Consider the following 26439-nt stretch of genomic DNA (forward strand, 5'->3'; position numbering starts at 1 on the left):
TGTCAAACGATTTGGCTGAGGCGTCAAAACGGTTTGGCTGAGCGCTGCGTCGTGTCGGCAGCCCCGCGCTACTTTGCATGGGGTTGTTTTTCAAATTTTTAGTTGGCTGGCCGAACCGCTCCGACTTTCCGGCCCTCTCACTAGCCTGAGACTACAGCCGCGTTTGGGATCGAAGCCGCGACAATCTGGCCTTCGGTGACGCCGCCGTGCGTTTTGACAAAAGCTCCACGAAAGCAAAAGACTCTTATTCCGCAACGCGGTAGACCGCACGCACTTCGTGCTCAATGCTCCGAGCAACTGGACTCGGAAAAGCGATCTGATGGTCAACGCGTATCTCTCGAACCTGTCTCATCGGCTGGCCCAGCCCGGATTCGCCTGTGGAGGCCGGGAGCCCCTGACGGGCCGCCGCATGGGGACGATCTGTCCAGTGTCCGCGCCGGGCAACGATCTCACGATCCCGGTCCAGTTGGACCGAGCAAAATCGTCCGATCGTCCGCAGTGCGCTCCATGACGGCCGAGTGTCAGCGATCGAACACGCCGCCTGAACGCCTGGATGACTTTCGTCTGCTACAGTCCAAGCGATGGTGGCATCGCCTGCAGCCGGTCCAAGCCGAACATCGGAACACTCGCGTCCTCGCTCATGCCGCTCTCTGCGCCGCGGGAAGCGCTGCGCTGACCCTGCTGTCGTTCGCCTGCTTCCTGCTCGGATTCAACTTCGCCACCACCGCTTTTGCCCTCCTCATCGTCATTGTCCTGTTGTCGCTGCTCGACAGTCTGGTGTCGTCGGTGATCTTTTCCGCTGTCGCGGTCGGCGGGCTCGCCTTCCTTTTCATCGATCCCATCTATTCGTTTGCGGTCGGTGGCCTCGAGGACATCGTCACTTTGGCCACCTTTCTGATCACGTCGCTGACAATCGTCGGCCTGGTCAGGCGCCTGCACAGCCTAGAGCGCGAGCAGTTGGCCGCCGCGGCCAGGGATATCACTGCCCAGAAGAAGGCCCACGCCGAACTGGAGCGGAGCGAGCTGCGCTATCGCCAGCTGTTCAGCCGAATGCCGATCGCGCTCCGGCAGCTCGACGCCAGCCGGCTGGTGGTACTGTTCCGAAAGTTGCGCGCGGAAGGGGTCGAGGATCTCGGCAGCTATTTCGACAGCCATCCCGATTTCCTCCAGACCTGCATGGAGGCGCTCACGTTTCAAGAGGCCAACGAACGGGCGGTTCAGATGTTCGGCGGCGGCTATGCCGGACGTTCCATGGCCGACACCTGGAGGGAGCGGCCGGATACTTTCCGTCGGGCCATGGAGTCCCGCTTTCGCGGCGAGACGAACTTCGAGGAAGAGACCAGGATGGTCACGTGGGACGACCGCGTCGTCGACGTTCTCTTCACGACGGCGCGCGTCGGTCCCATCAATGATCTCGAGCTGAGCCTCGTCGGCACGATCGACATCTCGCAACGTGTTCGCGCCCAGGAAAGGCTCCAGCAGGTGCAGGCGGAGTTCGCGCATGCGGCTCGGGTCTCCGTGCTTGGCGAGCTCACCGCTTCCATCGCCCACGAGGTCAACCAGCCGCTGGCCGCCATCGCGACCAATGCCGCAGCCGGGCTACGCTGGCTGAACAGGCCCAATCCGGACCTGGCCGAAGTGCGCAGCGTGATCGAAAACATGGCTGCGGATGTCAAGCGTGCCGCGAGCATCGTGGCGCGGATCCAGGGGATGGCCACCAGGAAGGCGCCAGAGCGTGTGCTGCTATCGCTCGACGACGTCATTCGGGAGGCCCTGCTCTTTCTTCGACATGAAATAGAGTCCCGTGCCGTCGCGATCGCACATCATCCCGATCCGGCGGCGCCGCGGCTGCACGGTGACCGCACCCAGCTCCAGCAGGTGATCGTCAATCTGGCGATCAACGCCATGCAGGCGATGACCCAGGCCGGCAGCGAAAATCGCAGGATCGTCATCAGCACCGTCACCCTGGATACGGACACATTGTGTTGCTCCGTGGAAGATAGCGGACCCGGCATCGGCGCCGAACATGTCGGCCGGCTGTTCGAGAGCTTCTTCACGACCAAGGAAAGCGGCATGGGCATGGGACTGCCGATTTGCCGCTCCATTGTCGAGGCACATGGCGGCCGGATCAATGCCGATGGCAAGGGCGCGAGCGGAGGTGCGCGCTTCTGGTTTACGCTGCCAATCTCCGGCTCAGCCGATTTGGCGTGATCCGGCTCGGAAGTCGACCGTCCGGTTATTGCTCGATCGCGGACTCGGAGGCGCTCGAGCGCACCAGGCGGATCGGAACGCCCTTGAATGACGGCGTGAAGCTCATGGGGTCGCGGGCATAGAGCGGCACCAGCGGATTGGTCTCCGGATAATAGGCCGCGCAGCAACCGGTCGGAAAGGAATAGCCGACCACGCGGAAGTTGCGCACGATCCGCTCGACGCCGTCGGTCGATTCCGTGATCAGATCCACGCGATCCCCTTCGGCAAGGCCGCGCTTCTTCATCTCGTATTCGTTGAGGAACACCACGTCACGCTGGCCGAACACGCCGCGATAGCGGTCCGACATCGAATAGAGCGTGGTGTTGTACTGATCATGGCTGCGTATCGTGCTGAGCCACAGGAAATCGGGATCGCACTGCGGCGGGTCCTCTCCGCAGCCCTCGAATACCAGGAAATTGGCCTTGCCGGACGGTGTCGCCCAGATCCGCTCCCGCGCGGTCGAGGTCAGATGGAAGCCGCCGGGAACGCGGATGCGTGCGTTGTAGCCCTGGAAGATGGGGAAGACCGCCTCGATCGCATCGCGGATGCGATCGTAATCGGCAACGAACCCGTCCCAGTCGACCACCGTGCGGTCGCCGAGCGTCGCCTTGGCGACACCGGCAATGATCGCCACCTCGCTGAGGAGATGCTCCGATGCCGGCTTGTTGCGACCGCCCGAGGCATGGACCATGGACATCGAGTCTTCCACCGTGACGGATTGCGGCCCCGCCGCCTGGACGTCGATTTCGGTGCGGCCGAGGCACGGCAGGATCAGGGCGGCACGGCCATGGATCAGATGGCTGCGGTTGAGCTTGGTCGAGACATGGACGGTCAGATCGAGCTCGCGCAACGCAGCCTGCGTCGCCTGCCAGTCGGGGATTGCGGCCGCAAAATTGCCGCCCACCGCGAAGAAGACCTTCACCTCGCCGCGGATCATCGCCTCCAATGCGGTCACGACGTTATGTCCTGGCGCTGATGGCGGCTTGAATCCGAAATGCTGTTCCAGGCGCTCGAGGAACTCCGCGTTGGGGACCTCGGTGATGCCGACGGTGCGGTCGCCCTGCACGTTGGAGTGGCCACGAACCGGGCAGACGCCGGCGCCCTCACGTCCCACATTGCCCCGCAACAGGGCCAGATTGGCGATCTGCTGCACGTTGTGCGCACCGCGCTGGTGCTGGGTGATGCCCATGCCGTAGACGAAGATGGCGCGTTCCGCCTTCATGTAGGCATTGGCCGCGTATTCCATGTCCTCGCGCGTCAGGCCCGACTGACGCTCGATGTCCGGCCACGCCGTGCGCTTGAGATCGTCGATCAGCGCTTCGATCCCGACTGTGTGCCCGCGGATGAAATCCCAGTCCAGGATCTCCGGCTGCTCGGCGGCACGCGCGGCCTCGTCAGTTTCCACCAGGAGCTTCATGATCCCCTTCAAGACCGCGACGTCGCCGCCGATCCGTACCTGGAAGAGTTTCGAGCTGATCGTCGTCGAGCTCAGCGTGATCATCTCGAGGGGGCTCTGCGGTGCCTGGAAGCGTTCCAGCGCACGCTCGCGGAACGGATTGATGGAGATGATCGAGGCGCCGCGGCGCGCCGCATTGCGCAGGCTCGTCATCATCCGCGGGCTGTTGGTGCCGGGATTCTGACCGAAGATGAAGATGCAGTCGGCCTCGTCGAAATCCTCGAGCAGCACCGTGCCCTTGCCGACGCCGATCGAATGCGGCAGGCCGACACTGGTCGCCTCATGGCACATGTTCGAGCAATCCGGAAAATTGTTGGTGCCGTATTCGCGCACGAAGAGCTGATAGAGAAAGGCGGCCTCGTTCGAGGTCCGCCCGGACGTGTAGAAATCCGCCATGTTCGGGTCCGGCAGGGCCCTGAGCTGGCGGCCGATCATGTCGAACGCATCGCTCCACTGCACAGGAAGATAGCGGTCGGAGGCAGCATCGTAGGCCATCGGATGCGTGAGCCGCCCGACCATCTCGAGATCATAGTCGCTCCAGCTCGCAAGTTCCGTGACTGTATGCTCGGCGAAGAACTCGGGCGTGCACCGTTTGGAGGTCGCTTCCCAGGCAATTGCCTTGCCGCCATTCTCGCAGAACTCGAATGACGAGGTGTGCTTCGGATCGGGCCAGGCGCAGCCGGGGCAATCGAATCCCTGCGGCTGATTCATCCGGCTCAGCGTCGCCGCGCCCTTCACCGGCACCCGCTGCACCAGCAGGGCCTCGCTCAGCGCCTTGAGGGCACCCCAGCCGCCGGCGGGCTCATGATAGGGACGAACCGATTTCCTGGTCATCTGAGAGGTCTCTCGATGTGACGATCCTCATGCCAGTTAAGGACGCCCGCGCCGGACTAGTCTTTTCAAATCGGATTTCGAATTTCTCAATTGCACAGCTTCCCCCCGGTGCAATCGCGAGGACCCCGCCGAAGTCGGTAGTGCATTCCGGAAAAAGGATCGCCGTTCGCGGAAGCTGCGTCCACAGGGCGAAACTAGGCTAGTCTCGTGGAGCCTCGCCGCGATGAAGGCTCGAGATGCATTTCAGGAGCGACCAACATGTTTTCACGACGTGAATTGCTGGCTATGTCGGCGGCAGGCGCCGCCATGGTCAGCTCCAGCGCGCAAGCCGCAACCTTCGGCAATCCGGATGAGCCGCCGCAGGGCGCGATCAATGCCAAGAGCCCCGGAAGCCTGAGCGATCCCGGGCCGCAAAATCCGGCCCTGGCGAAGCAGTTTCCCTCGGCACAAGAGCCGCCGGCGACGGACGTCGGCGGCTTGCAGATGAACTGGGCCTCGTTCAACAACGCGCCCAGGCGCATTCAGAACGGCGGATGGGCCCGCCAGGTCACGGTCGAGGATTTCGCGATCTCGAAGGAGATCTCCGGCGTCAATATGCGGCTGTCTGCCGGTGGCATCCGCGAGCTGCATTGGCATCAGGCGGCCGAATGGGCGATCATGACCTACGGCAACTGCCGCATCACGGTGCTCGACGTCCAGGGCCGCCCCTATGTGGCCGACCTCAAGGCCGGCGACCTCTGGTTCTTTCCGTCGGGTGCGCCGCATTCCCTGCAAGGACTGGGTCCCGACGGCTGCGAGTTCGTGATCTGCTTCGACGACGGTCACGCCAACGAGTTCAACACCCTGCTGGTGACGGACTGGTTCGCCCACACGCCTCCGGAGGTGCTGGCCAGGAATTTCGGAGTGCCGGCCGAAACCTTCGCCAATATTCCCTTGCACGATCGATGGATCTTCCAGGGCACGGTACCCGGCGATCTCGCCGCAGATCGCGCCGCCATTGCCAAACATGCCGAGGCACCGCCCTACCCGTTCGTTTACTCGCTGGGCAGCTCGGCTCCCATGAAGGAGAGTTCGGCGGGAAGCATCCGCGTCGCGGATAGCACCAACTTCAAGGTGGCGACCACGGTTGCGGCCGCGCTGGTGACGATGCCTCCGGGCGCCGTCCGGGAGATGCACTGGCATCCGAACGCGGATGAGTGGCAGTACTATATCAAGGGCAAGGCGCGGATGACGGTGTTCGATACGGGGCCCAACGCGCGAACGACGGATTTTTCCGCGGGCGATATCGGCTATGTCCCGCGCAATCTCGGACATTACGTCGAGAACGTCGGCGATACCGACGTACAGTTCGTCGGTGTATTCCGCGCGCCGCGTTACGAGGAGGTATCGCTCTCCAATTGGCTTGCGCACACACCGCCCGCACTGGTCGCCCAGCACCTCAATATCGATGAGAAGGTGATCGCCCAGTGGCCGGACACCAGTCCAGGCATCATGCCGAAATCCTGAACGACAAAGGCGCCGAAACCGGCGCCTTTCTTTTGCCGTCAGTAGCGAGCCGTTTCCGACTCGAACTTGCCCCGGAAGACGCGGAAGCCGATCGCGACGTAGGCCAGCATGAGCGGGAAGATGAACAGGCCTTCTCCCCAGAACATGAAGGCAAGGCTGGCATGAGGCGCGGCGGCTTCATCGATCGTGATGGCGAAGGGCACCATGTAGGGCCAGAACGAAAGAGCCAGCGTGCCGAACGCTGATACGAAGATCAACGAGACCATGTGGAACGGCCAATAGTCGTCATGCCGCAGGATGCTCGAGGCGAGCATGCAGGCGGCGCCGGCGCCGATCGCAGGAAAGAGGAACAGATAGGGCCGCTCGATCCAGCGCTGCAGGATCGGCAGGTGCTGGATCAGCGCGTGGCTGAAGACGAGGATCAGGAACAGGAGCACCCCGGTTGCCAGCACGGGAATTTGGCTTCGCGCCAGGTCGCGAACAGCGCCCCCGCGCTTTCTCACCAGCCAGCACGCCCCGAGCAGCGCATAGCCGAGGCAAAGACCGAAACCGCACAGGACCGAGAACACGCTCAGCCAGCCGAGCACCCCGCCGGTATATTGGCCATCCACGACCGGCAGGCCCTGCACGAGCGCGCCGACCATCACACCCTGCATGAAGCTCGCGACCAGGGAGCCGAGGCCGAAGCTGAGATCCCAGACCCAGCGCGAGCGCTGCGACTTGGAGCGGAATTCGAATGCGACCCCGCGCAGGATCAATCCGAGCAACATGAAGATGACCGGAAGGTAGAAGGCCGAGAGCACCGTCGCATACACGACCGGAAATGCACCCCACAGGATCACACCGGTCACCACGAGCCAGGTCTCGTTGCCATCCCAGAACGGCGCGATCGCGCCCAGCATCGCCTGCCGCCGCTGCTCGCTGTTCGGCAGCAGGAACAAAATTCCGACGCCGAGATCGAAGCCATCGAGCAGGAGATAGATCAGGATGCTGATCGCCAGCAGAGCCACCCAGAACGTCACCATGGTCATTCTCCTGCCTGAGCGTAGTCGCCCGATAGCGGTGGCCTATCGGCAAGCGACATGGGTCGATTGGGCGCCGGGTTGTGCAGGGGCTTGTCGCCAAGTCCCGCCGGACCGGCACGCAGCAGCCGGTAGATGTAATGGGTCCCGAACGAGAAGATGAAGGCGTAGACCGCGACGAACAGAATCAGCGAAGCCGTCGCGGCAGGCGCGGTCAGGAACGGCGTCACCGCATCGGCAGTCCGCAACACGCCGTAAACCGTCCAGGGCTGGCGCCCTACTTCCGCGGTGTACCAGCCCGTGAGGATCGCGACCCATGGCAGCGGAAAGCTGAGGAAGATGCCCCATAGCAGCAGCCGGTTCCGCTCGAGGCGGTGCTTGCGGCCGAGATAGGTCCCAAGCCAGGCCAGCCCCAGCATCACGAGACCGCAGCCGACCATGATGCGGAAGGCGAAGAACGGGATCGCCACCGGCGGCCGCTCCTGCGGCGCGAAACTGGTCAGCCCCACCTCCTTCGAGGTCAGACTCATGCTGCCGATGATGCTTCCGAGGATCGGGATCGATATGGCGTATTTGTTGGATTCAGTGCCGGAATCCGGGATCGCGATCAGCACCTCCGAGGCCGGCTGTTCGTCATGCCAGCGGGCCTCGATCGCCGCGAACTTGGCCGGCTGATAGTCGTGGACATAGTCGCCGACGAGGTGTCCGATGAAGAGCTGGACCGGTAGCAGCACGGCCGCCAGCGCGAGGCCCATGCGCAGCATCACATGCGCCTCGGCGCGATAGGTCCCCCGCAGCAGATACCAAGCGCCGGTCGCCGCGACGCAGAACGCGCCGGTCAGATAGGAGGCGAGCAGCATGTGCGGAAACCTGACCCAGACCACCCGGTTGAAGATGATCGCCATCCAGTCGTCAGGAACGAACTGGCCATTCTGCAAGACATAGCCGGTCGGCGCCTGCATCCAGCTGTTGTTCACCATGATCCAGAACGCCGAAAGCGTCGTCCCGAGCGCCACCATGGCGGTGGAGAACAGGTAGAACCAGGGCGGCACTCGGCTCCGCCCGAAGATGAGGATGCCGAAGAAGCTGGCCTCCAGCATGAAGGCGGTGAATGTCTCGTACGACAGAAGCGGGCCCTGGATCGGCCCTGACATCTTCGCAAGAACGCTCCAGTTTGTTCCGAACTGGAACCCCATCACCACTCCCGATACGACGCCCATGCCGAAGGCGACGCCAAATATCTTGAGCCAGAAGTCGAACAGGGTCCGGTAGACGGGCTTGCCGCTGTACTGGTGCAGCGCCTCGAGCACGGTAAGCCACGCCGCAAGGCCGATGGTGAAGGCCGGAAAGATGATGTGGAACGAGATGGTGAAGGCGAATTGTATCCGCGACAGGAGGAGCGCCGTGGGGTCCATCGGAAACTCTCCTGCCCGCTCAGGCTCGCTTCGCCGCCGGCAGCACCGGTGTGGCGGGGATGTTGTCGACCTTGAGGACCTCGGCCGTCACCGCACGTATCTGCCGGCACAGATCCGCATCCTCGATCAACGACACGCCGTAGGATGGGATGATCTGCTTCAGCTTCGGCAGCCAGGCACTTGCCGTGAGCTCGCCGGAGAAGCACTTCTCCAGCACGCTGATGGCGATGAACGCTGCGGTGGAAGCGCCCGGTGAGGCCCCGAGAAGCGCGACCAGGGAATGATCGGCGGCGCCAACGAGCTCGGTTCCGAATTCGAGCAATCCACCGCGCTTGACGTCCGGCTTGATGATCTGAACGCGCTGACCCGCGACCTGCAATCGCCAGTCCTTTGGATCCGCGTTCGGAAAGTACTCGTCGAGCGTCGCCAGGCGTCGATTTTCGGACTGCAGCAGTTGACCGATCAGATATTCGGTGAGATCGAAATTGTCGCGCGCTACCGCGAGCAACGGCTCGACGTTGGCAGGACGGACGGACTCGAACAGATCGAGCAGCGACCCGTGCTTGAGAAACTTGCTCGAGAAGCCCGCATAGGGACCGAACAGCAGCGAGTGCTGCCCCCCGATCACGCGTGTATCGAGGTGCGGCACGGACATCGGTGGCGAGCCAACCGCCGCCTTGCCGTAGACCTTGGCATGGTGGCGCTTGTTGATCTCCGGATCGTCGCAACGCAGCCAGATCCCGCTGACCGGAAAGCCCGCGTAACCGCGCCCTTCCGGAATGCCGGATTTCTGCAGCAGCGGCAGTGCACCGCCGCCGGCGCCGATGAACACGAACTTCGCGCGGACCGACCGCGTCTCGCCGCTGTCGGTATCGCGCACGTCGATACGCCAGCGACCATCCGGTTCGCGGACAATCTCCGTGACGCAGCTCTTGTAGCGAACGGCGCAGCCGGACTGGCTGACGAGATGAGCGACCAGAAGATGAGTCAGCGAACCGTAGTCGACGTCGGTACCGGTGACGATGCGCGTTGCGGCCACGGGATCGTCGCCGCTCCGTCCTTCCATCACCAGCGGAACCCAGTCGGCAATCTTCTTCCGGTCCTCGCTGTACTCCATGCCCTCATAGCAATGATGGGCAGACATCGCCTCGAACCGCTTGCGGAGGAACGCAACATTGTCGGCGCCGTGCACGAAGCTCATGTGAGGCACCGGGTGGATGAAGGTCCGCGGATCGGCGATCGCCCCCCGCCCGACCAGATGGGACCAGAATTGCCGGGACAGGTCGAACTCGACGTTGACCTGAAGCGCCTTGGAGATGTCGATACTGCCGTCGGGCCGTTCCGGCGTGTAGTTCATCTCGCAGTTCGCCGCGTGCCCGGTGCCGGCATTGTTCCAGGCGTCCGAACTTTCTTGAGCGCAATCCTCCAGAACCTCGAACATCTGGATCGTGAGCGAGGGCTCCAGCTCCTTGAGAAGGACGCCGAGCGTGGCGCTCATGATACCAGCGCCAATGAGCGCGACGTCGAGTTCGGAATTGGAAGTGCCTTGCATGGGATTTCTCCTCGTTCGCTGTTTTGGATTGCAGATCAGGCCTGGGTCCGCTGCCGCGCCTTTGTGCGGAATGGCACCTGCGCACCCGGCCTCAGCACCACATAGGCGCGGCGCCAGGACGCATCATCCGTCAGCGTCCAGCTGTGTCCGGAGCCTGCGGTGTCTTCCGCCAGCAGGACGTCGCCGGGATGAAGCAGGAAGTGCTCGCCGTCGCGCGTTTGGAAATCGAGCGTTCCACTTAGCGTAATCACGAATTGGCGGACCGGCGCCGTGTGCCAGGAGAAGGCCCCGCCCGACGCGGTTTCCTGGAACGAGACGGTGGCCACATCGACCCTGCTGCTGAGGGCGTCGCCGCGCGCGCCCGGCTCCAGCTCGATGATCCCTTCCTCGAAATGGGAATTATTGTCCTCGCCGGTCCATAGACGCACGCAACGGATCATTGGTTCTCTCCTCACATTGTTGTCGCTGCGCTCACACGCGAGGCCAGCATTCACCCGTCAAGTTGCCGGCGCACCGATCGCGCGAGGCGCCGTGGCCTCGGCGACATAAGGCTTGACCATCTTTGCGGGGTCGACCACGCGATCGAACTCCTGCTCGGTCACGAAACCGAGCTTGAGCGCTGCCGCCCTCAGCGTGAGATCGTTGTCCATCGCGTAGTGCGCGATCTTCGACGCCTTGTCGTAACCGATCACCGGGGCCAGCGCGGTAACGAGCATCAGCGAACGCTCCACATACTCCTCGATCTTCTTGCGGTTCGGCCGCGTTCCCTCGACGAGAAATTTGCGGAAGTTCGTGCAACCGTCGGTGAGGATGGTGATCGACTGGGCAATGTTGTGGATGATCAGCGGCTTGTAGACATTCATCTCCAGATAGCCGCCAGCGCCGCCGAACCCCACAGCGACGTCGTTCGCCATCACCTGCACCGCGAGCATCGTCAGCGCCTCGGCTTGGGTCGGGTTGACCTTGCCCGGCATGATCGACGAGCCGGGCTCGTTCTCCGGAATGAGCAGTTCGGCAAATCCCGCGCGCGGACCGCAGGACATCAGGCGGATATCGTTCCCGATCTTGTACAGTGAGCCCGCGAGCGTACGCAACGTACCCGACAGTTGCACTAGCGCGTCATGCGCGCCCTGCACGGCGAACTTGTTCGGTGCGCTGACGAAAGGCAGTTTCGTCAGCCGCGCAATTTCGGCGGCCACCGCCTCGGCAAAGCCGGGAGCTGCGTTGATTCCAGTGCCGACGGCCGTACCGCCGAGTGCGAGCCGGAACACGCCTCCGAGCGCGCCGTCGATGCGTCCCAGGTCGTCCTCGAGCATGCCGGCATATCCCGACCATTCCTGGCCCAAGGTCAGCGGGGTAGCATCCTGCATGTGGGTGCGGCCGATCTTGACGATATCGCCCCACTCCACTGCTTTTGCAGCGATCGCATCGTGCAGCGCCTTGACCGCCGGCACGAGGCGCTGTGTCACATTCACGGCGGCCGCGATGTACATCGCCGATGGAAAGCTGTCGTTCGACGACTGCGACATGTTGACGTGATCGTTCGGATGGACCGGGCGCTTGCTGCCGAGCGGGGTGCCGGCGAGTTGACAGCACCGGTTGGAGATCACCTCATTCACGTTCATATTGAACTGCGTGCCGCTGCCCGTCATCCAGACATGGAGCGGAAACATGTCATGGTGCTGCCCTGCGAGAATCTCGTCGCAGACATGGACGATCAGCTTGTGAAGCTTGCCGTCGAGGCGGCCTCCTGCACAGTTGGCGTTTGCCGCCGCTTTCTTCAGGGTCGCGTAGGACGCGATCATCTCACGCGGCATCAGATCCTTTCCGATACTGAAATGCTCGAGCGAACGCTGAGTCTGCGCTCCCCAGAGCTTGTCGGCGGGAACACCGACTTCGCCCAAACTGTCTGTTTCTTTGCGGAGGTCGTTCATGCTTGCATCTCCCGGCAGTTGCGTCGGAAACGCGCTCGGCGCTGCTGGCAACGTAGGCGCCTCGCCCCGCAGGCGCTTCCGCGAACGAACGTCCTTTTGTCGAATGGAATGGCGGCAGCTCACGGAGCTGGCTCTTGCGCGATCGCGTCGGTTTCCAATGCGGCGAGCCCGGCCGCAAAGCCGATGGTGAGGGCCGGATAGGCTCAGATTGCGCGGCGCCGGCGGCAAAGCCAGAGCGCGAAAGTCGACAATGTAATCGGCAGCGCCAGACTTGCAGCGTCAAACCGTAGCGTGGCCCAGCCGCCGACCGCGGCCCCCAACACGAACGTCAGACAGATCGTGAGCATGTCCACAGCGCCGCGCGCCGCCTCGGCACGCGGGATCGCCGCGAACTGGTCAAGTGTGCGGAACATGTTTCCGGTGACGGCGACCGAGAGATAGTTCAGGCGCCCGACATGTCTAAAGCTCGCCGACTGTAGCGCGCTTCCGAAGGATATTCCGATGATGGCAACCGGTTCGGAGATCCGGTGCAGCGTCAGCATCACCGCAACCAGACAGACGATCTCACCGCCGAGGCATAGCAGCGGTGCCTTGAGCCGGATCGCCACCGATGCCCCCGTCAGAAAACCGAGGATCGGAAGGAGGTGGTGAGCCGCCTGATGCCAGTGTCCCGAAGCGGCATACATTCCAAGGAAAACCACGTTTCCGGTCTGGGAGCTTCCAAACACGCCGCCGAGCGAGAGCCAGGTGAAGGCGTCGAGAAATCCGGCCGACATCGTCAGAAGGGACGCGACAGGGAGCGATTGTTCGACGCCGCAAGCGTCGACCAGCGCTTTAGACTCCAGCTTCGGCGGCGCGGCTTCCATCGCCATTTGCACGGCCCATGAGATCAGCAATCCGCGCGAGGCGCGGCGTTCTCAGGCAGGAGAATGCGATGGGGATGGGTGAACACGCCGTAGCCGTCGTCGCGCGCGATCGCGAGCAGCGTGATTCCGGCCTCCTCCGCGGTTCGAATGGCCAGCGTGGTCGGCGCGGACACCGCAATCACGACCGGCACGCCGATCATCGCGGCCTTCTGCACCATCTCGACCGAAACGCGGCTTGTCAGCAGCACGGCGCCGGCGCTGGCCAATTTGCGATGGCGAGCGATCGCGCCGGCGAGCTTGTCGAGCGCGTTGTGGCGGCCGACGTCCTCCTTGACGGGGCCGATGCCGGTGCGCGGATGCCAAAAGGCCGCCGCGTGCACCGACCGCGTCTGCTGGTTCAGGACCTGGAGAGGAGCGAGCGCCTGCATGGCAGCCAGCAAGTCGCAGGCTTGAAAGGCAATGCCCCGCTCCGGTACGCGCGACGGCGCTCGGCGCGCCTGCTCAAGGCTTTCGATGCCGCATAGTCCGCATCCGACCGGACCGCTCATGGCGCGGCGCCGCGCAGCCAGGCGCGTCGCCCGATCACCATTAAGCCAGATCCGGATCTCGATGCCGAGTTCGCTCGGGATCACATCGATGCTTCTGATCTCGCTCGCGTGCTCCACGATGCCTTCGGTCAACGTGAAGCCGATGCCGAAATCCGCGAGGTCATCCGGCGTCGCCATCATCACGGCATGGGTCGACCCATTATAGCTGAGCGCGATCGCCGTCTCTTCGGCGACGAGTCGCGATGTCGCCATGGCTTGGCCGCGCCGCCAGGCAATCTCCCGATGCGGCGCAAATGTCGTGTTCATGATCATGGCTCACACCGTCGCCGGCTGGCTCGAATGCCTGGTCGCACGCGATCTGAGCGCGAGCCCGAACGCGATCAGTCCCCACCCCTGGAAGATCAGGTCGACCACCAGCATCGCGCCGAGCAGCCACAGGCCGATCGCGGGCCAGGTCGCGACGAGGAGAATGCCGACACAGAACGTCAAAACACCGGCAGCCACGATCCAGCGCCAGCCTGCGGCCGGCCTCATGTGGAAGCCAGCCCATGTCCGCATCACACCGGCGGCAACCAGGAAGGCGCAAACCACGAGGGACAGCGTGAACGAGGCGAGAAGCGGGTCGTAGAGGATGATCGCTCCGGCGGCCGTATAAACGATCCCCGCCAAGAGCCAGAACAGAAAGCCACGCAGGCCGTGCATTGAAAAGGCATGTACGATCTGGAAAATGCCGGCGACCACCATGGTGGCTCCGATGACCAGCACAGAAGCCAGACTGGCCGCCATCAGGTTTGTCGATGCGATGCCGCCAAGGATCAGTTCGCCGACCCCCAGCGCAACGAACCAGCCCCATTTCCCGGTGATCGCGTGGATGGCGTGTCCCAGCGACGTTCTCGTGTTCGACATGTCCGTCATGACTCGACCCTCGTTACACGACCGTTCTTTCAGGTCGCGAATGGGGTCAGCTTGGACGACCCGGCGCCGGTCATCTTTCACGTATGCGGTCGATATTGCCCGTCTGCACGATGCAGGCCGCTGGCGGCCGCGAATTTATTCGCCTGCAACAGGCATCTCGTCTGCCCCGCGCGGGATATTGACGACGACGCGTGTCCCGTCCAATCCCCTGCGGATATCAACTGTTCCACGCACACTGGCGGCGAGCGCCTCGACGACGGCGCTCCCCCTCTCGAGGTGTGCGCCCTCGTCTGATGAGCCGTTGTCGGTGACGCAGCACGCGATCGACGTATCCGTCGGCCACATTTCAAGATGAATGGCGCCCGCTCCCCCGTGGGGGACGTGCCGCGCTGAATCAGCGAGCAATTCAAAGACGATCATGCCGAGCAGCCGGCATCGCTCCGAGCTCATCCTCACTGGATCGAGCAACAATGACAGCGCAATACCGTCGCGCTCGAGCCTCGAACGGCTGATCGAACGGCACAAATGGTGGAGATAGGCCGCCAGATCGATCGTCGTGGTATATTCCATCATTTGCAGTGAGCGATGAACCTGCGCATGACCTCGCAGCCTATCCCGCACCGAAGCGAGGCTCGCCCTCGCTTCGGCACTGTCGCAGCGGCTTGCCGCCACCGAGACGAGGTTGATCACGGAGGCGAGCTCATCGCCGAGTTCGTGCGAGAGCTCGCGCAACACCAGGCGTTCGGCCATATCCCCGCCATCCGGCAATAGCTCCGACGGCCCGCTCATCCTTCACTCGACTCCCTGCCGGACGCTATGTCGAGCTCAGGGCTTCGAACCCGTCCGTCCGGACTCGTACAGGAACCAGATGCGCCGCTCGGTCTCATCGATCCAGTTTTCCAGCAGACTTGCGGTTGCGACGTCGCCATATTCGTCGCAGAGCTCATGGACGCGGCGCATTTCCCGCGTCAGTTGCTGATTGTCGTCACGCAGCTCCGCGAGCATGTCCTGTGGCTCGACATATTCTGCATCGTTGTCGAGGATGCGCTGCTCGCGTGCGATGTGCCCGATCGAGCGCAGCGTCGTCCCGCCGATCTTGCGTGCGCGCTCGGCGATGTCGTCGGTCATGGCGAAAATCTGCTCGGCCTGCTCGTCGAGCATGAGGTGATAGTCGCGAAAGTGGCTGCCCGACACGTGCCAGTGGAAGTTCTTGGTCTTCAGGTACAGCGCGAAGACATCCGCCAGCAGCGCGCGCAGCGCGGCGGGAACGTCACGGTTCGCATTCGCGCCCAGATCTGTCGGAGTTTGAAGTTCTGCTCTGGTCATTGTCAGCATCCTTGTTGGTGGTTCGGGAACTCTAGCGGCATGCCACGCGAACGGTCTTTCGGGCCCGAAAGACCATTTTCAGATTGCACGCGCGGCGCGCGCCGCTCAGGGCGCCGTCCTGCCGGGCAGCCGGAACAGAGCCATCTTCTCGAAGACCCCATCGCGCCGGATCAATGCGTGGAACAGCCCTGCTGCGAGGTGCAGCAGCACCAGCGCGAAAAACGCAAATCCCAGATAGAAGTGGGCATTCCAGAGCAGCGTGTGCACGCCATCGCTCTGCGGCAGCAGCGCGGGAATCTGGATTCCGCCATACAGGACAACCGGATAAGCCGCCGCCCAGAGCATTCCGAGGCCGAGCAACGGCATGACGATCATGAGCGCATAGAGCGCCTGATGCGACAGCGCAGCGCCGACCTTCGTCGCCCTCGGCAGATCGGCCGGCAACGGCGGGGCACCGTAATACAGCCGCAGCGCCAGCCGCATCAGGACGAGGAAAAGCAGAGCGACGCCCAGCGTTTTGTGGATGAGGATGAGCGGCAGATATTTCGGCGCGACGGTCGACACCATGCCTACGCCGATGAAGAGCATCGCGAAGATGCAGACCGCCATCAGCCAGTGCAGCAGCCGCTGAAGCAAAGCAAAGCGATCGGGAGTGTTGGTCATGGCTTGGCGGCCTTGTTGCGGGGATAGTCCTTGGCTTCCGCCGTGCGAAGATCATAGGATTTGCGGTAGACCGATGATCGCGCAGCCGGGAACGGGTCGTCCGATACGCGCATGCCCGGCGGCAGGACGGTGGGATCGAAGTTGATGTCACGGCAAGGGCCATCCCGCTCCGGCTCGATCCGCTGCACGACCAGCGTTCCGACCTCGACCGTGCGGCGGCCCTGTGGCCACGCTTTGCTCGGATCAGCCGTAGGATCGCTGGGGTCGGCGACCGTGACGAGCATGGTCCAGCGTTGCGGACCGGCCGTCCGAACCCGCTCCGTGATCTCCTGCTCGAGGAAGTCCGGACCACGCTCATCGAGCTCGGCTTTCGAGATCGGTATGGGCTTGGCCGACGGCAGCAGCGACCATCGCACGGCGTGCTCGGCGCCGCTCGCATTCGTGAAGATGAAGCTGTTGAGGCCGTTATACGGTTCCTCCGCATAGCTGCCGGTCCAGGGCGCCGTCTTGGCCCAGCTCGCGAACCCGGCAAACTCCGGATTCGCGCCGACGAACGCCTTCATCGCCTCAGGGTTCTTGCTACCGGCAGCCAGCAGGAGATCGTGAAATGCCTGGGGCGTGGAGACTGCGAAGACCGGCGGGTTGATCATCGCGGTCCGCCATTCCTCGCCTTCCGCGGGCGAGATCATCAGCCCGAGGCCACGCACCCGCACCGTCGCGTCCACTGCGTTGGGGTCGGCCGTGCCGAGATTGAAGCGACCGAGGGCCGGGTAGCGGCCTTGCGCGAAAGCCTTGGCACGGGAAAGCTCCACGCCGTTTCCGTTCGCTTCGAACACGCCGGTGAAACAGATTCCCTTTGCGTGATTTCGCCGGTACCCGGGCGGCGCGCCGCCTGGCGGCGCCAGCGCCTCGATCATGCGTCCCGGCGTGAGCCGCCCGGGAGAGAGCCATCCGGCGGAGTACGCGAAGGCGGCGGCGCCGCCCCCAAGGACGGCCACGATCAGGGCGAGCGATCCAAGGCTGGACCGTGGTAGCTTGCCTGACTGCTTCATTCCGTCTCCTTGAGATGTGCGTGATCAGACGCCGGCGGTCCGATATTCGAGTTGGTCTCCTTGTAGTCTGCCCCCTTGGCGGCGATCTTCTCAAACCTGTTGCCAATTTCGGGAAGGCACGGCGCGCACGCGCGAGACGGCGGTCGGACCCGTCGTAGGCAAGTTATTCCCGGCGGGCCGGGCCTTTTCGAAAAGATTCGTGCTTTTTGGAAAACGCTCACCAGGAGCGAAAGACCCGCCCTGCCCCGCATCTTATTCCGGACATTCCTCGCTCAACGCGGCGCAGCCAGCTGCGAGGCGATGAAGTTGTGCCGTAAGGCGCAGCGATGTGCGGAAGGTTTGAATGCGATTGGGAATCGAATGGGCAAAGTGATCATCGTCACGGGGGCTGCGAACGGAATCGGAAGAAGCGCGTGCACGGAACTGGCGCGGGCGGGACACACGGTCTACGTCTCAATGCGAGAGACGAACGGTCGCAATGCGCATCATGTCGAGGAGATCAGAGCAGAAGCCATCAAGGATGGCCTCGATCTGCGTGCGATCGAGCTCGATGTGTCTTCCGAAACATCGGTCAATTCGGCCATTGACAGCATGATTGACGAAAATGGCCGGCTTGACGTGGTCGTGCACAACGCCGGTCAAGTCGTGTACGGACCGACGGAGGCCTTTACGGCGGAGCAGCTCGCCGAACTCTACGATACCAACGTGCTCAGCACGCAGCGCGTCAATCGCGCAGCATTGCCGCAATTGCGCAAGCAGGGCCAGGGCCTGCTGATATGGATCACCTCCAGCAGCGCGCGCGGCGGTTCGGTGCCGTTTCTCGGTCCCTATGCTTCGTCAAAGGCGGCTGTGGATGCATTGGCGTTGAGCTACGCCGGTGAGCTCGCACGCTGGGGCATCGAAACCACGATCGTCGTCCCCGGCGCTCTCGGTCCCGGCCACTATGTTCGCTCCGGCAGACCGCTCGATACCATCCGGGCGGAAGAATATGCGGACGGTCCGACCGCCGACGTGAGCGAAATCGCGCTCGCGGGCCTCGCTGAGCTTTCGCCCCGGGATCCGGCCCCACAAGACGTCGCGCGCGCAATCGCAAACGTCGTGGACACGCCGTTCGGGCAGCGTCCATTACGGGTTCATTTCGGTGCGGACGACGACGGAGCTGCAGTCGTCGATGCCGTCGCGGATCGGATACGGACGGAACTGCTGCGCCGGATCGGGCTCGCCGATATTCTCAAACCGACGATCATCGGATAGGCCAGGTCAGTCTCCCAGATGGACAACCATCTTCGGGCGATCCCGAGGAAGAGAACGGTGCCGAACTGAACAAGCGCAGCTGTGGTGCTTTTCCAGAATCGACAGCTGTTTTCTGAAAATCCAGCATGCTCGTCTGAGCTCGCAAAGCTGCGCTCGAATTGTGGCACGTATGTCATGCAGGTGATCCTTTACCGCCGCAACGTCGGCTGTTAAGTTGAGACTGCCTCTACGTTCACACGTCTTGGCGTGCTCCCAAGCCTTTGAACGCCACAGGTCGGCCGTCGGCTCAATATGCCCCAAATGGATTCCCGCGATCAGAGCAGCAGCGTTGCGGTCGCGACTCAACCCGCCGCTTGCGAAGTTTTCGCGTTTGGCCCCTTTCGCCTGGATCCCGCGCGGAGACGGATCGAAAGGGATGGCAGGCCCGTTCAACTGTCGGCGCGCGCATTCGACATTCTTCTCGTATTGATCAGGCACGCAGGCGCCGTCATCAGCAAGAGCGATCTGATGGCCAGAGCATGGCCTGGTGCCAGCGTCGACGAAGGCAGCCTGCGTGTTCACGTCGCGGCGCTTCGCAAGGCGCTCGGAGACGGCAACGCCGGCGCCAAATATCTGAGCACGGTGTCCGGACAGGGCTACTGCTTCATCGGATCCGTCGCGCGCCTGGAGCCCGCACAGCCCACGCCGGTCAGTTCCACTCACGCCGACCATCTTCCGGCACTTCCCCGCCAGGTGGTCGGACGCGAACAGACCATCCAGGAGATAGCCGAGAAGCTGACGATCCAGCGCTTCGTCACCATCATCGGTCCCGGCGGCATCGGCAAGACGACGGTCGCCGTTTCCGTTGGCCACGCCCTGATCGACGAGTTCGCCGGCCAGGTCTACTTTCTGAGCCTCGGCGAGATCGGCGATGCCGCTCTCGTGCCTGACGTCACCGCGTCTGCGCTTGGGCTGCCGGTTCGATCAAACGATCCTACCGAAAGTCTGGCGGCTTTCCTGCGCAACAGGCGAATGCTGTTGATCCTGGATTGCTGTGAGCATGTCATCGAAACGACGGCAGCACTTGCCGAACGCCTCTACAAGGAGGCGCCTGAGCTGCATATCCTGGCCACGAGCCGCGAGTTGCTGCGCGTCGAAGGGGAGCACGTAGATCGTCTGCCGCCCCTGGCAGGTCCACCGGAGGACGCCGATCTAGGGGCCGCGAGCGCACTTACCTACCCCGCGGTGGAACTTTTTGTGAAGCGCGCGATCACGGGGGGCGATAATTTCGAGTTGACGGACGCGAACGCGTCGGACGTCGGCAATCTCTGCCGTCGGCTCGATGGAATACCGCTCGCAATCGAGCTCACCGCCGGCCACGTCTGCGCATACGGCATCAAAACCACGGTCGAGCTGCTCGACAAGCAGTTCAATCTGCTATGGGAGGGACGACGTACCGCGCTGCCCCGACATCGGACGCTCCGTGCAACCATCGAATGGAGCTGCAATCTTCTATCCGAATCGGAACGCGTGATCCTCAACCGGCTATCCATATTCGTCGGCAGCTTCACTCTGGAGGCTGCCCGATCAGTCGCCGGTTCCGGGGCTGCCGACGACGACACAATCACGACGACGCTCGCCAGTCTCGTTGCCAAATCGATGGTGGCGTTCAACGCAGGCCCGCAATCCAGTCGCTATCGGCTTCCGGACACGACGCGGGCCTACGCGCAGGAGAATCTTGCCGCCAGCGCGGACGCCGGCATGATGGCGCGCCGCCACGCCTCCTACTTTCTCGGCCTGCTTGAAGCCACGGGCGACGAGCGGGACGAAGATCTTTCGGCGATCGTCGATCAGTCCGGCAACATACGCAGCGCGCTAACGTGGTGCTTCTCAGATCAGGGAGACCGAAGAACCGGCGTGGCCCTCGCTGCGGCATCGATACCGCTGTTCTTCAAGCTGTCGCTATTGACTGAATGCCAGCTGTGGCTCACGCGCTCAATCAAGGCGCTGGACGAAACCGACGGAAGCGTCAGGCACGACCTCGCACTACATGGCGCGCTTGGGTCGGCCCGGATGCTCACAGGGCAAATCGACGAATTGGGCGTCAATTGCCTCAACCGGGCAATCGCGTTGGCGGAGAAGATTGGCGACGTACCCGGGCAGATCGGTCTGATCGGCCGGCTGCACTTGCTCCAGTTGTACATCGGCAACTTTGACAATGCGCTGAGTACTGCCAGGCGCGGCGAAGCCATCGCCCTCACCAGCGGCGATTCTGTTTCGGTGGCGCGCATGCGCGTATTGCTCAGCATTTCCTGCCAATATCTTGGCGACATTACCGCTGCCCGATCGCACATCGAAGCCGCGTTGTTGCATTTGAACCTGGAAGACGACGACTATAGCGGCATGGCGCTCGAGTTTCCGCAGTGCGCTCAAACCACTCTCGCTCGCATCCTCTGGCTTCAGGGACATCCCGATCAGGCCACGGAAACGGCGCGGCGAACCATCTCGGACGTGATTGCACTGAACGATCCGATGACGCTCTGCAGAGCGCTGCCCTGGGCATTTGGTGTCTTCCTTTGGAATGGGGACCTTGAGGATTGCGAGGTGCACTTGGACAGACTCATCGTGGAAGCCCGCAGACTGGACCTCACCATCCTCCAGACGATCGGCGAGGCCATGAAAGGCATCGCGCTGCTGGGGCGGAGCGAGACCGGTATCGGGCTCGCCATGCTGAAAAGCTCTGTAGAGAAGCTGCAGAGCCGGCATTTCAGCGCGGCGGCTGGACTTTGCGTGCCGCTCGCCGAAGCTCTGGCGGCCGCTGATCACAGCGATGAAGCACTCGACATCATCGATGAGGCGATTGCCCGGGCTGGGCATCGCAACTTCATGGTGGACATGCCCGACATGTTGCGGGCAAAGGCGGAAGTGCTGATGCGCAAGGACAATCGGAACTTCTTGCAGGCGGAGCAGTGCCTCAGGCAGTCGCTGCAATTGGCCCGACGTCAGGGGGCGCTGGGTTACGAACTGCGTACGGCGATCAGCCTTGCAAGGCTATGGCTGCGACAGGGCCGCCGTGCAGAAGCGCGCGACATGCTCGCTCCCACCTACGGACGATTTACCGAGGGATTCCAAACACGCGCCCTGGAGGCGGCCAGAGAGCTGCTCGCCAAATCGAACTCTTCGGGTTCGTTCGCGGCCGGTTGATCGGCGCCCTCAATCGCGCGTAAGTCCGATCGCCTTGACGACGGGCGCCAGGTGCGCCAGCTCATCTTCCACCAGTTGCTGGAATTTCTCCGGGCTGGAATCGGCGTCCGGCTCCATGCCTTGCGAACGGTAGGTTTCCTGCAACGCCGGATCGGCCATCGCAGCACGGGTTGCGGCGGATATGCGATAGACGATCGCATCCGGCGTCGCCTTGGGCGCAAACAGACCGAACCATCCGGCGTATCCGAGGTCGGGCATGCCAGCCTCGATGACGGTTGGAATGTCCGGCGCACCGCCGAGCCGCTTCTGGCTCGTCACGGCGAGCATGCGCAGCTTGCCGGCGCGGTGCAACTGCACGAGGTGACCAGATACGACGGCGATCATGGCCGGGATCTGACCGCTGACGAGGTCGTTGGTCGCAGGTGCCATGCCCCGGTAGGGAACGTGGACAAGATCCAGCGGGACGCTCGATCGCCGCCTGAACATCTCGCCGACAAGATGATTGCCGGTGCCGACCCCCGGAGTGCCATAGGAAAGCTTGCCGGGATTGGCTCTCGCGTAAGCGGCGAGCTCCTGGAGGTCCCTCACCGGGAGCGAGGGATGTACGACGAAAGCAAGCGTGCTGGTGATCAGGCGATAGACAGCCCGGAAATCGCGAACCGGATCGTAGGCAGGACGCACCGAGGACAACGGAATCATGACCTGGGTGCTGCCATTGCCGAGCAGGAGCGAATAGCCGTCGGGCGCACTCTGGGCCACCATGGCGGAGCCAACGGAGCCACCGGCGCCACCGACGTTCTCGACATAGATCGGGCCGAGCAGCGATGCGATCCTTTCGGCCCAGGGCCGGCCGATCTGGTCGCCCGAGGCACCCGCCGCATACGGGATCACCAGCCGGATGGGACGGGAGGGATAGTTATCGGCGCCTGCGCCGTCGGGCCATGCGACCAGCGCGGCAAGGCGCGTGGCCGTTACGAGGAGTTCTCGCCGTGACAGAAGGTTCATTTCGCGCGCAATTGAGAGAGTGCATCGTTGATCTTACAGCAACGCAGCGCGAGGAGATATCGCTCAGGGGATAGGCTGCATTGCATCGATCGGACGACAGCGACCACCGAGGACGCGACCGCAATCCGATCTGCGTGGCATCGCCCCGGGACTTCCCGCCACAACGGTGGCAGGCCTGCCAAGCGCACTGGGATGGGGCGCGTGCGACGGCGCGCGCGCAGCGGCGAAGAATATCGAGATCGCAATCGCGACACCGCAGTTGCGTATGACGGCGAGCAAGAAGCGGGACACTGGTGCCTCCATGTCGCTCGAGTCATGCCTCGATGCAACAGGCTGGTCGTTCGAAAGCGCAGCTTTTGTTGTCTGTACGCATGGAATCGGAGCGTGGATTTCCGATCCCCAAGAGGTCGCGCCTGCTTCGGGTCGGCTCGCATCTCGCATCGGGACGCCGTGCGATCCTGATAGAAGAGCGCGGAGCCGAAAGACCCCGCCGGCGCGCCAGGGCATCCTGATCCGGCAATGAGACACCGGAGCAAGCGCCACACCACGCTGCGGCATGAGGCGCGGAACGGTGAGCAAGTTGCGGAAGTTCTGGAGCACGGGGGCTGTGGCGCTCGACGAGGCCGCACGCACATCCGACTGCATGGGTCGGATGCCGCCCCCGGGGCATCCACCGCTGCAACCTACCCGGACGACAGCTGCCCCATCATTGCTCGCGCTCGTCTTAGATCCGCGGTCTCCAAACCTTCGGTGAAATGACCGTATACAGACGCAAGGATGCGGTGTGCTTCAACAGGGCGATCCTGGCTGATCCTCAACCCTGCCAGACTGATCGCAGTCCTCAGTTCCCAGGACAGCGCGCCCTGGCCCTGCGCGACCGCGAACGCCTTGTCGAACGCCTGTTCGGCCGCGGCAACGGAGTGATGCGAGCCGGCCCGCAGCAGCAACTCGCCTTTGATGCGCAGAAGCTCGGCTTCGTACCAGCGCTCGTCCCTCGCCTCGCACCGCACGAGCGCCTCGTCGACTGTGGCAAGTCCCAGCGATACGTCGCCGGCTTCGCCGAGGCATACCGCCAGCTCGCCGAGCGGAAGCAGGAAGCGCGGCAGGTACCGGGCGTCGCCCGCCTGCTCGAGCGCCTTGCGCAGCGCGGTGAGACCGGCAGCGACGGCGCCGCGTCGCGCCATCACCACGCCTCTGAAAGCGTGCGCCCATATATTCCAGAGGCGGATCGGATGACGTTCGGTGTGCTCGATCAGCAGTTTGCAATAGCTTTCCGCCGCGTCGAGATCACCGGCCAGGAACGTAATCGGACAGGCGCCCTGGCCCAACACGCTGCAGAACGTCAGGGCATGACCGCTGGCACGGCCCTCCTCGACGTTGCGCGCAACGACGCCCAATGCCTGATCGGCCAACCCGAGCAGCCAGAGGATGCGCGCGTGGAAATAGTGCGCCGAGGACCGCAGGTCGAACCGAAAGCGGACGACCTGCGGCTTCGGCGACAGATCCGAGAGACGGGACAGCGTCCGCGCCATGTGATGGTGCGCGAGCTTCTGGTTGCCGAGATAGTGCAAGGTGGTTGCGAGCAGCCGGTCGGCCATCATGCGGTCGACGGAATTGCTGGAGTAGGCCACGATCTCGGCGAACCGGTGCGCGAATTCGAGCGCCTTGCGGAACTCGCCATTGTTGAACTGATCGATGCACTGACCCCAAAGCGCCCGCAATCGGTAGTCCCAGTCGCCAAGCTGCTCGGCGAGCCGTAGCGTCGCGGCCCAGGCAGGGCCGGCCTCGCGCCCCCGACCAACGCCATACATCAGCGACCAGCCACGCGCGGCGGACAATTGCATACGCAACCGCGCCGCGTTCGCCGCGTCGTCGTCAAGGCGCGCCAGGGCAAGCTCGGTACGCTCGCGGCATTCGGCAAGCAGCGACATTTGTACCCATAGCGGGATCGCCACGGCGGTCAGCGCCGCTCCGATCTGAGCATCTCCGCCGGACGAAAATGCCCAATCGAGGCTGGCACGCACATTGTCGATGTGCCGCCCATAGATGGCGAGCCACTCCGGCTGGGGTTTCAGCTCGCTTTCTGACTCCGCACCGGCGAAGAAACTGCAATAATATTCAGCCTGCCGGCGGGCCGCGTCGCAATATTCTCCACTGGCGCGCAGTTTCTCCAACGCATAGGCGCGCGTCGTATCCAGCAGCCGATAGTACGGATGGTCGCCGCGAATGTCGGCGACGACGAGTGACTTGGCCACCAGGTTCGCGAGCTGGCCGGTGACATCGCTCGCGTTCTCACCGGAGACCGCAATGGCTGCATCAAGCAGAAACTCGCCGGCGAATATGCCGAGCTGGCGCAGGACGCGCGCCTCGGCCTCCGGCAACAGGTCATAGCTCCAGTCGAGCGTCGCACGAAGCGTTTGCTGCCTCGGCAGTGCCGTGCGCCGACCGGACGTCAGGAATTTGAACCGGTCGTCGAGAATTGCTGCGATCTTCGGCGGAGTGAGCATTACGGCGCGCGCGGCGGCAAACTCGATCGCGAGCGGAATGCCGTCCAGCCGCCGGCAGATGGCTGCAACGCCAGCAAGGTTTTCTTCGTCCATCGCGAAGCTGGAGCCCAGCGCCCTCGCCCTGGTTATGAACAACTCCGCCGCCGTGTATTCGCAGATGGCATCGGGCGCGAGGCGGGACTCCGGCGGGACGCTCAAGGCGGGTACGCGATAGACATGTTCGCCATCAATGCGCAGCGCTTCACGGCTGGTCGCAATGATCGTCGTCCGGGAGCAGCGGCTGACGATCGTCTCGGCGAGCTTCGCCACTTCATCGACGACATGCTCGCAATTGTCGAGGATGAGCAGCAGTTGCCGGCCACCAATGGACCGCGCGACCGATTGCGGCGAAATCTCTTCCCCTTCCAGCTTGATTCCCAGCGCACCTGCGACGGCCGAAGGAACAAATGCGGGATCCGAAAGCGAGGCCAGTTCGATCAACAATCTATCGGCGGCAAAGCCGGCCGGCAGCGATCGGGCTGCCTGTAGCGCAAGCGCCGTCTTGCCGATCCCGCCCGGTCCGACAAGGCTCACCACCCGATACGCCGAGACAAGCTCGCACAGATGCGCAATCGCCGTGCTGCGGCCGACGAGATCGAATGACGCCGTTGGAATGTTGGTCGACGGCAGCGGGTCCGGTGCGGCAGAAAGTAGCGGCGCATCCATCTGCCGAACCCGCCATGCTCCGACCAGCCGATAGCCACGACCGACCGTCGTTCCCAGCATGTCGCGATCGGCTCCGAAGGCCTTCCGGATTGCGGCGATATGCACGCGAAGGGCACTCTCCTCGACGAAGACGCCGCGCCAGACCCTTTCCGTCAGGTCGTTCTTGGAGACAAGCTCGCCCTCCGCTTCAACCAATTCCGCAAGGATTTCAAAGGCTCGTCCGCCCAGCGGAACGGGCGCTCCCATGGAGCGCAACTCTCGTCTGGCGAGATCTATTTCCCATCCCGCGCAAGCGTAGACGGGGCGCTGGCTTGACCCAGCCATCATGGGATAGCCCCAAGTCGTTCTTAGATTTTCCACCTAGTTTACCACCAAGCCTTTCAACAAGCGCAAGTCGCCCAAAGGAGGGGGACAACGAACAAATCCGGACCTATTGCCCGGCAACA

General features: G+C 63.3%; 19 protein-coding genes. 4 read left to right on the forward strand and 15 right to left on the reverse strand.

The features are described from left to right. Nucleotides 1-594: 594 nt before the first annotated feature. Entirely contained in the window at nucleotides 595-2211 is a 1617-nt protein-coding gene (locus K289_RS0133495) for a PAS domain-containing sensor histidine kinase (RefSeq protein WP_245284070.1), read from the forward strand. Nucleotides 2212-2236: 25 nt separating this feature from the next. Here K289_RS0133495 and K289_RS0133500 read toward each other — a convergent pair whose 3' ends face one another. Continuing rightward, the gene (locus K289_RS0133500; protein WP_027555455.1) at nucleotides 2237-4540 is read right to left on the reverse strand and encodes an FdhF/YdeP family oxidoreductase; all 2304 of its coding nucleotides are present in this window, start codon (nucleotides 4538-4540) and stop codon (nucleotides 2237-2239) included. 258 nt (nucleotides 4541-4798) lie between these two features. On the opposite strand from K289_RS0133500, the gene K289_RS0133505 reads away from it, so the two are divergent. Then, nucleotides 4799-6046, forward strand: coding sequence for an oxalate decarboxylase family bicupin (locus K289_RS0133505; RefSeq protein ID WP_027555456.1), 1248 nt, complete (start codon nucleotides 4799-4801; stop codon nucleotides 6044-6046). A 38-nt stretch (nucleotides 6047-6084) separates the two neighbouring features. On the opposite strand, the gene cydB is transcribed toward K289_RS0133505, so the two are convergent. The 12 genes from cydB to K289_RS0133565 all read right to left on the reverse strand — a co-directional run bounded on the left by cydB (nucleotide 6085) and on the right by K289_RS0133565 (nucleotide 17339). Next, a complete protein-coding gene (gene cydB / locus K289_RS0133510) occupies nucleotides 6085-7071 on the reverse strand; it encodes a cytochrome d ubiquinol oxidase subunit II (protein ID WP_027555457.1) in 987 nt (328 codons plus the stop codon). Between the two features lie 2 nt (nucleotides 7072-7073). Continuing rightward, complete coding sequence (locus K289_RS0133515) at nucleotides 7074-8483, reverse strand: cytochrome ubiquinol oxidase subunit I (protein ID WP_027555458.1); 1410 nt, start codon at nucleotides 8481-8483, stop codon at nucleotides 7074-7076. Between the two features lie 19 nt (nucleotides 8484-8502). Continuing rightward, nucleotides 8503-10035 carry a malate dehydrogenase (quinone) gene (gene mqo, locus K289_RS0133520; protein ID WP_027555459.1) on the reverse strand — a complete coding sequence of 511 codons (1533 nt, stop codon included), beginning with the start codon at nucleotides 10033-10035 and terminating at the stop codon, nucleotides 8503-8505. Nucleotides 10036-10070: 35 nt separating this feature from the next. Next, a complete protein-coding gene (locus tag K289_RS0133525) occupies nucleotides 10071-10475 on the reverse strand; it encodes a cupin domain-containing protein (RefSeq protein ID WP_027555460.1) in 405 nt (134 codons plus the stop codon). A gap of 57 nt (nucleotides 10476-10532) precedes the next feature. Next, nucleotides 10533-11969 carry a class II fumarate hydratase gene (gene fumC / locus K289_RS0133530; protein WP_027555461.1) on the reverse strand — a complete coding sequence of 479 codons (1437 nt, stop codon included), beginning with the start codon at nucleotides 11967-11969 and terminating at the stop codon, nucleotides 10533-10535. Nucleotides 11970-12172: 203 nt separating this feature from the next. Beyond that, nucleotides 12173-12841 carry a YoaK family protein gene (locus K289_RS0133535; RefSeq protein ID WP_027555462.1) on the reverse strand — a complete coding sequence of 223 codons (669 nt, stop codon included), beginning with the start codon at nucleotides 12839-12841 and terminating at the stop codon, nucleotides 12173-12175. A gap of 17 nt (nucleotides 12842-12858) precedes the next feature. After that, complete coding sequence (gene fdhD, locus K289_RS0133540; protein WP_371260888.1) at nucleotides 12859-13689, reverse strand: formate dehydrogenase accessory sulfurtransferase FdhD; 831 nt, start codon at nucleotides 13687-13689, stop codon at nucleotides 12859-12861. 9 nt (nucleotides 13690-13698) lie between these two features. Then, a complete protein-coding gene (locus K289_RS0133545; RefSeq protein ID WP_027555464.1) occupies nucleotides 13699-14298 on the reverse strand; it encodes an HdeD family acid-resistance protein in 600 nt (199 codons plus the stop codon). A 135-nt stretch (nucleotides 14299-14433) separates the two neighbouring features. Then, the gene (locus K289_RS47985; RefSeq protein ID WP_051311063.1) at nucleotides 14434-15048 is read right to left on the reverse strand and encodes a histidine kinase dimerization/phosphoacceptor domain -containing protein; all 615 of its coding nucleotides are present in this window, start codon (nucleotides 15046-15048) and stop codon (nucleotides 14434-14436) included. A gap of 75 nt (nucleotides 15049-15123) precedes the next feature. Continuing rightward, entirely contained in the window at nucleotides 15124-15624 is a 501-nt protein-coding gene (locus K289_RS0133555; protein WP_027555466.1) for a Dps family protein, read from the reverse strand. Nucleotides 15625-15729: 105 nt separating this feature from the next. Beyond that, the gene (locus K289_RS0133560) at nucleotides 15730-16287 is read right to left on the reverse strand and encodes a cytochrome b (RefSeq protein WP_027555467.1); all 558 of its coding nucleotides are present in this window, start codon (nucleotides 16285-16287) and stop codon (nucleotides 15730-15732) included. Next, nucleotides 16284-17339 (reverse strand): catalase family peroxidase, encoded by a 1056-nt coding sequence (locus tag K289_RS0133565; RefSeq protein ID WP_027555468.1) that lies wholly within the window; start codon nucleotides 17337-17339, stop codon nucleotides 16284-16286. The genes K289_RS0133560 and K289_RS0133565 overlap by 4 nt, the downstream gene beginning before the upstream one ends. A 360-nt stretch (nucleotides 17340-17699) precedes the next feature. Between K289_RS0133565 and K289_RS0133570 the strand changes: the two genes are divergently transcribed. Continuing rightward, complete coding sequence (locus tag K289_RS0133570; RefSeq protein ID WP_027555469.1) at nucleotides 17700-18593, forward strand: SDR family oxidoreductase; 894 nt, start codon at nucleotides 17700-17702, stop codon at nucleotides 18591-18593. A gap of 300 nt (nucleotides 18594-18893) precedes the next feature. Then, complete coding sequence (locus tag K289_RS0133575; RefSeq protein WP_051311065.1) at nucleotides 18894-21776, forward strand: winged helix-turn-helix domain-containing protein; 2883 nt, start codon at nucleotides 18894-18896, stop codon at nucleotides 21774-21776. A gap of 9 nt (nucleotides 21777-21785) precedes the next feature. Here K289_RS0133575 and K289_RS0133580 read toward each other — a convergent pair whose 3' ends face one another. Both K289_RS0133580 and K289_RS0133585 read right to left on the reverse strand, forming a co-directional pair. Further along, on the reverse strand, nucleotides 21786-22781 hold the full coding sequence (locus tag K289_RS0133580; RefSeq protein ID WP_027555471.1) for a tripartite tricarboxylate transporter substrate binding protein: 996 nt from the start codon (nucleotides 22779-22781) through the stop codon (nucleotides 21786-21788). Between the two features lie 683 nt (nucleotides 22782-23464). Continuing rightward, nucleotides 23465-26320, reverse strand: a complete 2856-nt coding sequence (locus tag K289_RS0133585; RefSeq protein ID WP_027555472.1) for a winged helix-turn-helix domain-containing protein — start codon at nucleotides 26318-26320, stop codon at nucleotides 23465-23467. Between the last annotated feature and the right edge of the window lie 119 nt (nucleotides 26321-26439).

It is taken from the genome of Bradyrhizobium sp. Cp5.3 (genome assembly GCF_000426265.1).
Lineage (GTDB): Bacteria > Pseudomonadota > Alphaproteobacteria > Rhizobiales > Xanthobacteraceae > Bradyrhizobium > Bradyrhizobium neotropicale.

Coding starts and splice junctions, on each gene's coding strand:
- K289_RS0133500 (WP_027555455.1), bottom strand. CDS start 4,540: ATGACCAGGAAATCGGTTCGTCCCTATCATGAGCCCGCCGGCGGCTGG.
- K289_RS0133505 (WP_027555456.1), top strand. CDS start 4,799: ATGTTTTCACGACGTGAATTGCTGGCTATGTCGGCGGCAGGCGCCGCC.
- cydB (WP_027555457.1), bottom strand. CDS start 7,071: ATGGTGACGTTCTGGGTGGCTCTGCTGGCGATCAGCATCCTGATCTAT.
- K289_RS0133515 (WP_027555458.1), bottom strand. CDS start 8,483: ATGGACCCCACGGCGCTCCTCCTGTCGCGGATACAATTCGCCTTCACC.
- mqo (WP_027555459.1), bottom strand. CDS start 10,035: ATGCAAGGCACTTCCAATTCCGAACTCGACGTCGCGCTCATTGGCGCT.
- K289_RS0133525 (WP_027555460.1), bottom strand. CDS start 10,475: ATGATCCGTTGCGTGCGTCTATGGACCGGCGAGGACAATAATTCCCAT.
- fumC (WP_027555461.1), bottom strand. CDS start 11,969: ATGAACGACCTCCGCAAAGAAACAGACAGTTTGGGCGAAGTCGGTGTT.
- K289_RS0133535 (WP_027555462.1), bottom strand. CDS start 12,841: ATGGCGATGGAAGCCGCGCCGCCGAAGCTGGAGTCTAAAGCGCTGGTC.
- fdhD (WP_371260888.1), bottom strand. CDS start 13,689: ATGAACACGACATTTGCGCCGCATCGGGAGATTGCCTGGCGGCGCGGC.
- K289_RS0133545 (WP_027555464.1), bottom strand. CDS start 14,298: ATGACGGACATGTCGAACACGAGAACGTCGCTGGGACACGCCATCCAC.
- K289_RS47985 (WP_051311063.1), bottom strand. CDS start 15,048: ATGGCCGAACGCCTGGTGTTGCGCGAGCTCTCGCACGAACTCGGCGAT.
- K289_RS0133555 (WP_027555466.1), bottom strand. CDS start 15,624: ATGACCAGAGCAGAACTTCAAACTCCGACAGATCTGGGCGCGAATGCG.
- K289_RS0133560 (WP_027555467.1), bottom strand. CDS start 16,287: ATGACCAACACTCCCGATCGCTTTGCTTTGCTTCAGCGGCTGCTGCAC.
- K289_RS0133565 (WP_027555468.1), bottom strand. CDS start 17,339: ATGAAGCAGTCAGGCAAGCTACCACGGTCCAGCCTTGGATCGCTCGCC.
- K289_RS0133570 (WP_027555469.1), top strand. CDS start 17,700: ATGGGCAAAGTGATCATCGTCACGGGGGCTGCGAACGGAATCGGAAGA.
- K289_RS0133575 (WP_051311065.1), top strand. CDS start 18,894: ATGGATTCCCGCGATCAGAGCAGCAGCGTTGCGGTCGCGACTCAACCC.
- K289_RS0133580 (WP_027555471.1), bottom strand. CDS start 22,781: ATGAACCTTCTGTCACGGCGAGAACTCCTCGTAACGGCCACGCGCCTT.
- K289_RS0133585 (WP_027555472.1), bottom strand. CDS start 26,320: ATGATGGCTGGGTCAAGCCAGCGCCCCGTCTACGCTTGCGCGGGATGG.